At 67.2% G+C, this 11,291-nt stretch carries 10 protein-coding genes and 4 pseudogenes; 5 read left to right on the plus strand and 9 right to left on the minus strand.

Translation table 11 applies throughout. The annotated features are described in order from the left end of the window. Positions 1-94: 94 nt before the first annotated feature. The 3 genes and pseudogenes from ABZZ17_RS39190 to ABZZ17_RS39200 all read right to left on the minus strand — a co-directional run. Positions 95-418 (minus strand): annotated as a pseudogene (locus tag ABZZ17_RS39190) (transposase); the annotation flags it as partial. Positions 419-1,138: 720 nt separating this feature from the next. Next, positions 1,139-1,263: pseudogene (locus ABZZ17_RS39195) on the minus strand (IS5/IS1182 family transposase); the annotation flags it as partial. Positions 1,264-1,452: 189 nt separating this feature from the next. After that, positions 1,453-2,268 (minus strand): NAD(P)H-binding protein, encoded by an 816-nt coding sequence (locus tag ABZZ17_RS39200; protein WP_356884033.1) that lies wholly within the window; start codon positions 2,266-2,268, stop codon positions 1,453-1,455. 87 nt (positions 2,269-2,355) lie between these two features. Here ABZZ17_RS39200 and ABZZ17_RS39205 point away from each other — a divergent pair, with 87 nt between their 5' ends. Continuing rightward, on the plus strand, positions 2,356-2,778 hold the full coding sequence (locus ABZZ17_RS39205; RefSeq protein WP_356884035.1) for a helix-turn-helix domain-containing protein: 423 nt from the start codon (positions 2,356-2,358) through the stop codon (positions 2,776-2,778). A gap of 749 nt (positions 2,779-3,527) precedes the next feature. On the opposite strand, the gene ABZZ17_RS39210 is transcribed toward ABZZ17_RS39205, so the two are convergent. After that, positions 3,528-3,824 carry a hypothetical protein gene (locus ABZZ17_RS39210; RefSeq protein ID WP_356884037.1) on the minus strand — a complete coding sequence of 99 codons (297 nt, stop codon included), beginning with the start codon at positions 3,822-3,824 and terminating at the stop codon, positions 3,528-3,530. Between the two features lie 1,127 nt (positions 3,825-4,951). Here ABZZ17_RS39210 and ABZZ17_RS39215 point away from each other — a divergent pair. The 3 genes and pseudogenes from ABZZ17_RS39215 to ABZZ17_RS39225 form a co-directional block, all read left to right on the plus strand. Further along, positions 4,952-5,119: a hypothetical protein gene (locus ABZZ17_RS39215; protein WP_356884038.1), complete on the plus strand. Its 168-nt coding sequence runs from the start codon at positions 4,952-4,954 to the stop codon at positions 5,117-5,119. Positions 5,120-5,309: 190 nt separating this feature from the next. Continuing rightward, positions 5,310-5,885: pseudogene (locus ABZZ17_RS39220) on the plus strand (MerR family transcriptional regulator); the annotation flags it as partial. A 6-nt stretch (positions 5,886-5,891) separates the two neighbouring features. Further along, positions 5,892-6,559: pseudogene (locus tag ABZZ17_RS39225) on the plus strand (transposase family protein); the annotation flags it as partial. On the opposite strand, the gene ABZZ17_RS39230 reads toward ABZZ17_RS39225, so the two are convergent. The 5 genes from ABZZ17_RS39230 to ABZZ17_RS39250 form a co-directional block, all read right to left on the minus strand. Further along, complete coding sequence (locus ABZZ17_RS39230; RefSeq protein WP_356884048.1) at positions 6,543-7,079, minus strand: DUF2716 domain-containing protein; 537 nt, start codon at positions 7,077-7,079, stop codon at positions 6,543-6,545. The pseudogene ABZZ17_RS39225 and the gene ABZZ17_RS39230 overlap by 17 nt on opposite strands. A 100-nt stretch (positions 7,080-7,179) precedes the next feature. Next, positions 7,180-7,374 (minus strand): hypothetical protein, encoded by a 195-nt coding sequence (locus ABZZ17_RS39235; RefSeq protein ID WP_356884040.1) that lies wholly within the window; start codon positions 7,372-7,374, stop codon positions 7,180-7,182. 500 nt (positions 7,375-7,874) lie between these two features. Beyond that, positions 7,875-8,006, minus strand: a complete 132-nt coding sequence (locus ABZZ17_RS39240) for a hypothetical protein (protein ID WP_356884042.1) — start codon at positions 8,004-8,006, stop codon at positions 7,875-7,877. 189 nt (positions 8,007-8,195) lie between these two features. Continuing rightward, a complete protein-coding gene (locus ABZZ17_RS39245; protein ID WP_356884044.1) occupies positions 8,196-8,852 on the minus strand; it encodes a M15 family metallopeptidase in 657 nt (218 codons plus the stop codon). Positions 8,853-9,019: 167 nt separating this feature from the next. Further along, a complete protein-coding gene (locus ABZZ17_RS39250) occupies positions 9,020-9,184 on the minus strand; it encodes a hypothetical protein (protein WP_356884050.1) in 165 nt (54 codons plus the stop codon). A 214-nt stretch (positions 9,185-9,398) separates the two neighbouring features. Between ABZZ17_RS39250 and ABZZ17_RS39255 the strand changes: the two genes are divergently transcribed. Then, entirely contained in the window at positions 9,399-10,076 is a 678-nt protein-coding gene (locus ABZZ17_RS39255; protein WP_356884046.1) for a hypothetical protein, read from the plus strand. Positions 10,077-11,291 lie beyond the last annotated feature (1,215 nt).

An 11,291-nucleotide genomic window follows, 5' to 3' on the forward strand; every position in this document is an offset into this window, starting at 1 on the left:
CACTCGCTACGACAAAACCCGCGAGTCCTACCAGGCAGCCGTCACCATCGCATCCCTGTTCCTCTGGCTAAAGCCCCTTTGAAGACACTGCCTAGCGGCACCAGGGCGGCAGGATGGCCGAGGAGAACCGCTTGCGCTCGCCGGTGGCCTTGTCGAGGCGCTTGTCGTTCATGCGCGGGGCCTTGACCTCGATCATGCCGGCCGCGGTGGTGACTTTCCGGGCATGGTGGTAGCCGTTGCGGACCACCAGATGTCGCCCTGCCCCGTCCTTTCCATGGGCCAACTCGGCGATGCAGGCATTGACCTCGGCCTCCAGTGCGGCGGCCAGCATCCGCCGGGCGCCCTCGCGGACGATCTCGTCCAGCAGGGAGCCGTCCAGCAGGGAGCCGTCGGAATTGACTACGGGGAGCACGGGCATGCCTTCCCGACCCGCGCTGCGAACGCGGGCCTACTCGATGACCATCACGGGATCATCCGGGAAGGTACGCCCTCCGCGTTCCTCCCCGAACCGATCCACAGGCCTTGAGCATTACTCCGCACACGGTCGGGAAGGCATGCCCGTGCTCGGCGAAGTCAACGCCGGCGCCAGCACCGCCAACAGCACCTCGCGCATCGACAAGATCTGGTGCGACCGGCTGGACATGTTGGTGGAGACGGGAGGGTCTGATCCGGGTCGGCTGGAGAGCCTGGCTCAGGCCGGGGACGGGCTCCACGATGTAGGAGACGCGTGGGTGTACATGGCCACGGTCACCGCCCGCCACGCCGGTGTCACGTCTACCTCTCAGAGGACCTCGCCCACTGCGTCGGGGCGTGGGAGGGCCGCGTGAACGAGCAGGCTCCCTGACGGACGACCTGAACCGAGGCGCCCATGTTTTCCTGAGTACCTGATTCTGATCCATCGACAAGAACCGTGGGTCAGGTAGAAATCTTGGTGAGGGCTTGGGTAGGCCTTGATTTGGACCTAGATTTGGACCTAGCACCTTTTGGATCAGGGATGTTTGAGTGAGTGGCTGACGTGCCGTGTGGCTCGATGCGAGGGTGTGTGTCGGGAAGGGCGGTTGGCGGTCGCCGTGGTGACCGCGTTCAGTCGCATGTACGTTCGCGAGAGGTCAGCTGGCTGGCCCGGCTGGGATTGCCGACGGGTGACGCGCCTGGTCATCAGGGTGATCGCGGCCCAGGTAATCACTGCGATTCGGGGTGCTGGACGAGCCTCTCGTAGTCGCGGGCGTGTCTGCGGGCGTCCATGACCCAGGCGATCGACCTGGCAGGACGACGAACCCGAAGGCGTCCGGGAGGCAGACCATTACTTTGTGCGCCTCATGGCGTCGATCCGGGCGACGACGTCGGCATCGGTTGCAGTCGGCTGTCGGTGAGGAGCTGCTGGGCGATCCAGTAGGCCGAGCCCCCGGCGGCCTTCGGGGGATAGCGGCGCTCTGCGATGAACCGTCCGCGTCAGCGTGCGCCGGGGCGCATCGCGGCTGCCGTTTGTGCGGCGACAGTGAGCGGGTCGGTGAGCGGTCGGTCGAGCAGCTGTACGAGGTCGGGGTTGGTGTTGCTGAGGAACCCGTGGCGGACACTGCTCGCGATCGAGGCGAGCATCGGCGGCTGGAACGGCGACAGGGTGCCATCGGTGAGGAGCCGCTTGCGGTACTCGCCGAGTCCGATCGCCCGGTGAGTGACGCCGAGGCGTTCGGCGACCCCGATGGCGGTGATCGGTTCACCGACCAGGTCATAGGTCTTCCCCGCGTGCGCGGTCGGGTTGCCGGCCACGATGGCCGCGGCCGCGGCCAGGTCAGCCCGCGCCACCGCGGAGAGTGCACCCTTGTCGAACGCTGATTCCAGGCCGTCGGGTGTCCAGGTCAGCAATGCGCCGAACAGCTCCGCGTAGAGCCCGTTGCGCAGGATCGTCCACACGAGTCCGCTGGCCTTGACCATCTGCTCAGTGGCCCGGTGGGCGAGTGCGAACCCGAGGTGATCACCGGACCCGGTCAGGCTGGTGTAGATCACGTGGGCGACTCCGTCGCGGCTCGCAGCGTCAAGAACGGCCCGGTGGCGGGCAACGACCTGATCGTCTTCGGCATACCCCGCCGATACCAAGACCAGCGTGGAAACTCCAGTGAGGTCGAGGGTTGCGAGGTCATCGAAGTCGAGGCGGCGCTGTCCGTCGAGGGGCGATCGACTCCCGCCCACTGCGGGCGCATCGCGCTTGGCCAGCTCTTGAAGTGTGAGGGAGGCGAGCTGCCCGTTGGCGCCGGTCACCATGATCATTTTGGCTCTTTCTCCTACCGTGGTTCTGTTCAGTAACTACGGTGAGATCTTCAACCGGCCGCGGTCGGCTCACAAGGAGGCAGTTTCGTGTCAGTGACGCACACCGGTGTAACCGCTGGAGCCGCCGAGCTCGAGCCTTGCGGGCAGCCGGAGCACCCTGACTGCGGGATCCGGGACGTCCTCGACCGGGTCGGGGACAAGTGGTCGGTCCTCGTCATCGTCGAACTCGCCAACGGACCGCGGCGCTTTCGGCAACTCCAGCACGCAATCGATGGGATCTCCCAGCGGATGCTGACACTGACGGTGCGACGCCTTGAGCGAGATGGGCTGGTCCTTCGGACCGTGTATCCCACAGTGCCTGCTCAGGTCGACTACCGACTCACTGAGACCGGAGCGAGCCTCACCCACCTCGTCAAGGCGCTCGCGGACTGGTCATTGGAGCACCGAGACAGTATCGCCCGTGCCCGCCAGGCCTACGACAACCAGCACCCAGAGAACGAGATCCGATGACGCTTGGAGCCTCAACAACCAGCTGACCCGCAACAGGGGTGCCGGGCCATTTCCTTCAGTGCAGTGTCGTCTTGCCGGGGCAACTGGCGGGGGTCGGCCGGATGATGTCGCGCGTGCTCTATCCCTCGCGCACCGGGGCGGCGGAACCCGAAGCGCACACACGAGCAACCGGGCCACGGGGCAGCGGATGGATGTTGCCGGCTGTGGAGCCGGACGCGTGGATGCGCCGCCTGGGCGTGCTTCCGCCCGATGTACCGGCCCGGAGAACGGCGGCTGTACAACGTCAGCGACGACGAGCTGGGCGACCCACAGAGCTGCGTGACTGCAGGACTCGTGACGCCGTGAGAGGCCCGGCAGACTTCGGCCGTGTCCGACTTCCTCGGTACCCGCCCGGGCTGCGACCGCCGAGGAACCGACAGCACTGGCTGCCGCACCTTCTTCGCCTTCTGCTTGGCCTGCGGAACGCCAATCGAGAGGAGTCGGCTGCTGTCCGGCGCCGGCATCGGGGCGCGTCGGCGTGGAGGCGCGGATCTCGCTCACCTCCGCTTCCCCGTTGCCTTCCCTCGGCCTGGTGCTCGGTCCGGTCCTGCTGGGTGGTCACGGCCGGGGGACCGCAACGGCATGCGGCACGTCGGTCGATGACGTAGGCCCAAGGGGGAGTGGCAGCCTCAGGTACAGGTGCCCATCAGCCCCGCAGCGGCCGGTCTGCTGCGGGGCTGTCAGCTCACGCCACTTCCGAGTGGCTGGTGTCAGCCCTTGATGGTGGGCACGTTGGGTACGCAGAACAGGCCTTGCAGGTATCGGAAGACGATGTGCTGGCCCTCGGGACACCACCCCTGGTTCGGGTCCTTGTCGAACGGGATGCCGTCGTACACGCCGCGCGTGCAGAACGCCTTGGCGTCACTGTTGTAGCCGCCGAAGAAGCCGCCGTTCTTGAAGCACTGGTCGGCGGTGACGGTGGTCGGGGTGGCGGCCGAAGCGGTCGCCATGGGTGCGATCGCGAGAGCAGCCCCCAGGGCCAGGGTGGTAAAGATGCGGTGTCGCATGACCAACTCCTTCATGTGTTGGATGATTTGGCAAAGGTCGCCACCGATGCTTCCCGCCCACCAACCCGCGGACCATACGACCCGCCCCCTGTTGCGCCCCTAGAAGCCCCTCAAAGCGATCTCCGAGAGCTGCCCATCGCCGGGCATGGAGGAGCCTGCCGGGGTGCTCCTTCGAATGGACAAGCGGGCGGGGCGGTGCCCCGAGCCAGGCGCCGCCACCCCTCTGCATTCTTCTGATCCCGGAACTTGCGATGGCGTATCTGACCCATTCCCACCGGGTCGGTTGCAAGTGTCGCCAGAGTGGCTACCACTTGCGGGCTGTAGCGCTCGGGCGATCACCCCAGGCCGCAGCAAGCCCCGCGCCGCGTCGCTGCGGGGGCTTCCCGGGATGAAACCAAGGGCTGGCGCGGCCCCAACTTCCGTTCCACAACACACGGCTGCTCCAGGTACTCGACGGGCACGTTGTCGTACGAGACGCCGTCCAGGGGCCGTACGTGCTACGGGGTGCACACCCAGACTCGGTACTTGGCCGGTTCCACCGTGTTCCCCGGGAGCTCGCCGAGAACATCACGGCCTGTCGAGGGCGCCTCCGCGGTATAGAGCGTCAGGAACACCATGGTCAGTGCCTGCTGCGCCCGTCGTAGCCCCACGCCCGCCCTCCCATCCCTACTGGCGGCAAACGCGCCGACGAGGTGACTGGCCGCACCCCGGACGCGCCGCCGCTGATGCAGCCACCTCTCCACGAACTACCGCAGACGCCGATCGTCGACCGGACCCGGCACCGCCACACCGACGTCCAGAAGCTCGTAGCCGCGGGCTGGACCATTTGCGCCATCGCCCACCGTCTTTACCTCGACCGGGAAAACCGTCCGGTACTTCCGACACCGACCTCGACCAGTTTTTGTCCTCGGCGAACGAACGCCAGCCGGCCAGAGTGCTGGAACCGTTCAAGCCGTACCTGAACACCCGCTTCACCGAAAGCCTCGGACAGGGTCATCTGCAGCCGCCTCTTCCTGGAAAACTGCAACGCGGGTACCGCGGCAGTTCGCCAGGTCGTGCGCAAACACCTTGCCGCCCTCCGCGCCGGCTACGCCGAACCCATCCGCGCGGACCTTCCCAGCCCTCGCATGATCACCAGCTGGATTTTGCGACCGCAAGACACCCTTCCACCCGCACTCGAACGCCGCCTGCTCGACGCGCGCATCGCCTGCCCGGACATCGCCCGCACCTGCGATCTGGCCCGAGCCTTCGCCGAGCTCCTCCGACATCGACGCGGATTCCTCCTGAGCCAGTGAGGTTCTTCAGCGGTGCCTCTCCAGAGTGAGTACGGCTTCGGCAATTGACGTCATGTTGTTGCAGCGGGCGGGACGAAAGATCCTCCCGGACTTGAGGTGGGCAAGGCCGCGCTCCGAGGACCAGCGAGCGGGAGTTGACCCTCCCCTTACGTCAGGCTTGAGGCTGTGCACCCGACGAAAGGGCAAATGGATGAGCTACTCCGTGGGGCAGGTCTCGGCCTTCGCCGGGGTGACGGTGCGGACACTGCATCACTACGACAAGGCGGGGCTGCTCTCACCCAGTGACCGCAGCCACGCCGGATACCGGCTCTACAGCGAGGCTGACCTGGTCCGTCTCCAGCAGATCCTCTTCTACCGTGAGCTCGGCTTCCCTCTCGACGAGATCGCCGCGATCTTCAAGGATCCGCAGGTGAACCCCTTGGAGCGGCTCCGGGCTCGGCAGCGGCAGCTGAATGAGGAGATCGCCAGGCTGCAGCGGCTGGCCGAGGTGGCGGAACGGGCGATGGAGGTCCAGAAGACCGGGGTGTCCCTGACGCCTCAGGAACGCTTCGAGGTCTTCGGTGAGATCACCTTCGACCTGAGCTATGCCACCGAGGCAGAACTGAAGTGGGCGCACTCGGATGGGCAGCGCGAGGCGATGGCGCGCGCGGCTGCTCACACCAAAGAGGATTGGCGTCAGCTCATGGGGGAGGCCGCCGCCTGGCGCGCGGAGCTGCTCGCGGCCTTCGACGAGGGGGAGCTGAGCAACGGCGAGCGGGCCCTGGAGACCCCGTTGGTCATCTGCCCTGCCGCACTCGACGTGCCGCACGCGCTCCTGGAGTGGGTCACCATGCTCATCGTCCCCCGCGAGGAGGACCGGCGCTGCAAACTGCGCCCGTCTCAACGCGCGATGGTGGCGCTCGCGAAGTCACGTGAGCACATCACGTTGGCGCAGATCGCCGCAGGTTTCGGGATTAGCGAGTCCACCGCCCACGCCTGCACCACCGCGGTCACCGACCCGCTCGCCGAGCGCGCTCCGGGTCTGCTCAAGACACTGCGTGAAGCCGAGCCGGACTTCGTCCTGCTGGACGGCACTCTCGCCAAGTACGACCGCGTCGGTGACGGGCGGGCGGACTACCCGGCCAAACACCGCCCCACGGCGTGAACGTGCAGGCAGTCACCGATCCTGGCGGCCGGCTGCCATGGCTTTCCCCGCGCTGCCGGGTCGCGCCCATGACCTGACCGCCGCCCGAACCCACCGGATCATCCGTATCTGCGAACGTCAGGGCATCCCATCCTGGCCGACCTCGCTACCAAGGAGGAGGTCCCTGGGTCACCACCGGCGTCAAGCGCCGACCGCACTGCGACCTCACCCCCACCCAGCAGACCGCGAACCGGGCGTTGGCCCGGACCCGCGCCCCGGTCGAGCGCGGCGTTGCCCGCCTCAAGTCCGGGCGGATCGACGCTCAGCACGATGAGGGGGCCGGCCAGACCTGCGGATCGGAGCACCGAGGATGGCATCGATCTTCGTTGATGTGACATCGAGGAGACCCTGGCCGAACAGGCACAGCGACTCCTCCCAGGGATGACCGAAACTGCCGGTCAGGAAGTCGCCGGAAAGGTAGATGTAGTAGTCGCCATCCGGATACGGGCTCAGGGGCCACCGCTCCTGCTCGGAGCCGCGAACGAGATGAGGCGAGAAGCGGAACGAAGCGTGTTGCCAGTCCAGCGCGAACAGCGTGCCCTGCGGAGGAACGCAGACCGTCAGTCCCTGCTGGACCACCTCAACAAGTCGGTCCAGGCGCTCATAGCCGGGGTCGTCATCCAAGGGGGCCAAGCTCCACGTGATGGAGTCGAGGGGCTCCTTGATCGCTGGCCATGTGGCCGGGTTCATGCCCGGCCGAAAGGCGAAGTCCGCGTAGAAGCGGTCCCATACGTCGCGGTACTCCGCTTCCGAAAGTTGGACCACAGGATCATTCATCACACACAGAGCCTACCGATCAGCCCCCTCGGCCGGCACCGAGTAACCATTCACGGAACTGCGGTCAGAGCCCCCGCTGATCGTGGACCTCAGCTGGTGGTCAATTGATCAGCCCGCACTTCGAACTCGATGTGTCCGCAGTGTCCGCGCTGTTGCCGGTGGTCAGGATGTCGCAGAGCACGCCCACCTCGACGAGATAGCTGGAGTCGGGGTGGAGGTCCTCGCCGCTGAAGACAGGCCACTTGTCAACGAAGGTCCACTGTTGGAGGTGGGCGTCGGTGAAGCGGACTTCCACCAGGCCGGGCTGGGGTTCGTCATCGACCCATCGGATGGGCAGACTCTGCCATCACGGCCTGCGGTCGGCAGCCCGATTTTCCAGGCTGCCGATCAGTTGATGGTGCTCTCAGGGCGCCCTGCGGAGTGCGACGACATCGGGAAGGCCGGTGGGAACTGCCGGCCGGGCGGCTTCCGGTGTCGCCAGGAGAGCGACGATGGTGACGGGCTGCCGGCAGTGGGGACGGTTGCCGCCTGTACGGGTTCGGCGAGCACCTCCAGGTCGGAGGTGCCGTCGGCGGGCACTGCGCCGAGCCGAGCGACGGTTCCGGACGGCTCGACGGTCTGCGGCTCGTCCGGCTTCGGCGCCGCGGCCATTTCCTTGATCCGCCCTGCGGGCGCTCAGGGGCGACCTGAGGGGCCCGCAGAGGGCACCAGCGTCACGATGCCGATCACATCGAGGCCGGCGGCCGTCGCGATCCGGCCCGAGGTGGCCTTCGCGTACCCGCCGAGCTGCCGGATCTACTCGGCCCGGCGTTCGCGCAACTTGTTGACCTTGGCCTGGAGCCGGAACAGCTTGCGCTGCAGGGGCTTGAGTTCGTCGCGTACGGTCCGCAGCTCGGCGAGGCCGGTGGAGAATTCTTTGCTGTTCATATGGTGGGTGCAGGGTCTCGCGACCGGTGTCACAGAGCATCGCCCCGACCTGCGTCTCTTCAAGCTGTCTCACGTCATGTCATGGCGACTCTGTCTCAGGGCACGTGTCATTTACTCGGTTGCAGGCCGAGGCCTCCGGCCTGCAACCAGAGCGACTTCTTACGATTCGAGACCTTCGCTAGATCTGCGTCAGTCGAGTTCCCTGGGCCCGTAGTGGGCGGCTTCCGCTCCTGTGTGCAAGGCCCAGTAGCGGTCTCCGTATGACCAGTGCCACCACTCTGTGGGGTAGTTGACCAGGCCTGCAGCGGTGAGCGCAGTGCCCAGGATGTCCCGATGAGAGCGAGCCTCGTCGCTGATGCTCCTGGCCTGCGTGTAACAAGCCCCCGCGCTCTCCTCCGGAGTGGCGTTCATCCGAGTGCCCATCTCAAGCTCGCGCCCGTCGTCACCAGCGAGCGTCAGGTCGACAGCTGCGCCGGCGCTGTGCGGCGCGATCTCGGGCGGAGATACGTAGCGGCTGGCTGCCGAGCGGACTTGTTCAGCATTCCATTCCGGGTGTTCCGCGCGTAGTTGGGCTGCGTATTCGTCGAAGTAGCGACGTTGAAGGGAGGGCGGGCGGTATCCCTCGACGAACAGCAGCCGTATTCCTTGAGGCAGCTGCGACTGTGCTTTGAGGAGCCGGTCGAGCACTCCTTCCCTCAGGTGGGCGAAGGCACCGGCGGAGTCTTGCCACTTCCGCTCGTCGACCAGCAAGGAGCGTTCTCGTCGCACGTCTACGAGCCGTTCACCGCACTCGTGGACAGGCACGGCTGCGACCTTCGGGTCGGACATCAGAACTATCTCAGTCATGAATCGATCATCTCGTGGCCTTGCGCCCCCTTCAGCCAGGAGCCGAGCAGCCCGAACGAATGAACGTGCCGACCTGCTCGTCTCACGATCGCTTCATAAGTGCAGCAGCCGATATGAAGCGGAGCGTGGGACCGTGCAGTGAAATCCGAGACCCTGCATGGTCCCCCTCAGGTGCTGGCCATGTCGACGAAGCGCGGGTAGTGGCCCCGGAACGCGGTCGCGATCGTGGCGGTCGGGCCGTTGCGGTGCTTAGCGACGACGTGGTCGCGGATCGACCGGAGGCCGATGACCTCGCCGTGGGTGCCGTGGACCTTCGCCCGTCGCAGCGGCACCCGGGCAGTGAACGCGGCGTTGAGTCCGCAGGCCCCGAGGGCGACGGCGGGCGGTCCGGCGGTGTGAGGGGGCCCGGATCGGTCGGCGCGGGCGCAAAGGTTCTTAGCACGTGCGGCTCCCGCCCCAGGGGAACATCGCCATCCTGTCCCGGAGTGTGTGCGGTCTGGCTAGCGTGGTGAGACGGATGCGGCGGTCGGCGGAGGGCGGCGCGAGATGGGCACGATGGTGGTCGGTTTCCGGCTCGGTTCGGACACGAAGGGCCGGCAGGCGACGCTGGTGCTCACTGAGGCAGGCGTGCTGCACCAGAGCACGGGCCTTCTCGGGATGGCGCCCCGGCCCGCGAAACCCCACCCGCCGGTCACCCCCGACCCGCATCCGGTACCGCGCCAGGCCGCCGAGCTGCGCAGGGTCTACGCGGCCCTGCTCGCCCGCGGCTACACCCGCGAACTGATCGCGCCCGCATGTGTACGTCTGGAAACCGACGAGTATCCCCTGCACGACAGGCCGTTCGGTCCGTACGCCCCGCGCCCGCACCCGGAACTCATCGCCGACTTCACCGGCGCCGCACCCGCCGGCCCCGGCTCGCTCGAGGACGCCCTGACCGCCTTCTACACGGTGATTGGCCTGACTGCCCGGCCCCGTACTCCCTTCCCGTCCGGCACCGGCCGTGTGCCCGCGCGCATACGGGAGGCGCTGCGCACCCTGGCCGAGGGCGGAGCCCTGACCTCCGCGCCGCGACGCGGTCCAGCCTGGACGGTCACGGCCACGGGAGTACGCCTGCACACCAGCACGACCAGCCAGACCCTCAACCCCAGCGAAGCAGCCGACCTCGAGGCAGCACTGACGGCCTGGCTGCACCTCCAGCAACGCACCGTGCCTGGCGGTAGGTGAGTCAGCCCACGTTCTTGCAGGGCGCGATCCTGGTGTGGAAAGCACGGCCAGACGCCGAGGCGCTGGACCGCTGACCGGGATGAGATCGCGGTGGAGAACATCGCCGACAGCCCCTGGCGCTCCGATTCGGGCATCGGAGCGAGCAGGGCCGAGGCTGCCCGCAGGTTCATCCTGGACCTGCACCCGGCAGCACGGGCCCAGATGCCGGCGGCCTCCGGAGTTCGACCGCGCCGCCGTGCTGGCGTGGCTCCCGGCCCACCACAAAATCGACGTGCCCACCCGGATCCCGACGGCATCACTCCTGGTGGCGTACTCCGGTGGTGGTACGAGGACGTTCCGGTTGGATGACCCCTTCTTCACTCCAGCCCTCGATGTCGAGGGGGAGGACCGGATGTCGGTTTGATCCACTCAGTTGGATCAAAGACATGGGCTATGTTGATCGGTCCGCGTGGCAGGGCCACACGTTCCCCCTGCGGATAAAACCATGCCGACTGAGGCGCACGAGCCCCTCAAGATCACTCCGTTCGGTTCCACGAGGAGTAAAGCGCATGAGTTCTGAGAGAAGGCCGGTCGCACGTCTCGGTCCGCTGACCTGTTAGGGCGGCCGGATCGTGGGGAGTGTGGTGGCGTCGCTGGCCGCGGCAGTTCTCGGCTTCGCCGGCCCTGCGCAGGCGGCCCCCGAACCGCCTCAGGCGGCCGGAGCAGCAGCGCCGACCAGCCCATCGGGTGACGACAAGTGCCACGACGGGCGGGAGGAGGACGACTACGACTACGACTACGACTACGGATACGACGAAGAGGAGGACGAGGACAGGCCTGACGCAAGGAGCGGGGGCGACCGTCACGACCGGGACAAGTGCAAGGGGGCCACGGGTCCGGCAGGGCCTCCCAGACCGGCGGGTCCTCCCGGGCCGGCGGGTCCTCCCGGACCGGGGGGCACTCCCGGGCCGGCAGGGCCTCCTGGACCGGGGGGCACTCCCGGGCCGGCAGGGCCTCCTGGACCGGCAGGGCCTCCTGGACCGGCGGGGGCCAGCGGCTGCGGAAATCAACGGACCCAGCTACCGACTCAAGAACCGGATCGCAGCCATCGAACGCGACCGGGACGACGCAGCCTGACCAAGCTCCCGGGAGTCTTCACAGGTCAGTCCAGACATGCCCCTCGGAGTAGTCGTGCCAGCCCCGGAAGAACCAGTTGGCAAGATCCCCGATTCGCTC

Origin of the sequence: Streptomyces sp. NPDC006512, from assembly GCF_040611935.1 — a bacterium.
Classification (GTDB): domain Bacteria; phylum Actinomycetota; class Actinomycetes; order Streptomycetales; family Streptomycetaceae; genus Streptomyces.

Bases quoted from the DNA above. Each gene is read 5' to 3' on its own strand.
- ABZZ17_RS39215 (WP_356884038.1), top strand. From the start codon at position 4,952: ATGATCACCAGCTGGATTTTGCGACCGCAAGACACCCTTCCACCCGCA.
- ABZZ17_RS39240 (WP_356884042.1), bottom strand. From the start codon at position 8,006: ATGAACAGCAAAGAATTCTCCACCGGCCTCGCCGAGCTGCGGACCGTA.
- ABZZ17_RS39255 (WP_356884046.1), top strand. From the start codon at position 9,399: ATGGGCACGATGGTGGTCGGTTTCCGGCTCGGTTCGGACACGAAGGGC.
- ABZZ17_RS39210 (WP_356884037.1), bottom strand. From the start codon at position 3,824: ATGCGACACCGCATCTTTACCACCCTGGCCCTGGGGGCTGCTCTCGCG.
- ABZZ17_RS39200 (WP_356884033.1), bottom strand. From the start codon at position 2,268: ATGATCATGGTGACCGGCGCCAACGGGCAGCTCGCCTCCCTCACACTT.
- ABZZ17_RS39230 (WP_356884048.1), bottom strand. From the start codon at position 7,079: ATGAATGATCCTGTGGTCCAACTTTCGGAAGCGGAGTACCGCGACGTA.
- ABZZ17_RS39245 (WP_356884044.1), bottom strand. From the start codon at position 8,852: ATGACTGAGATAGTTCTGATGTCCGACCCGAAGGTCGCAGCCGTGCCT.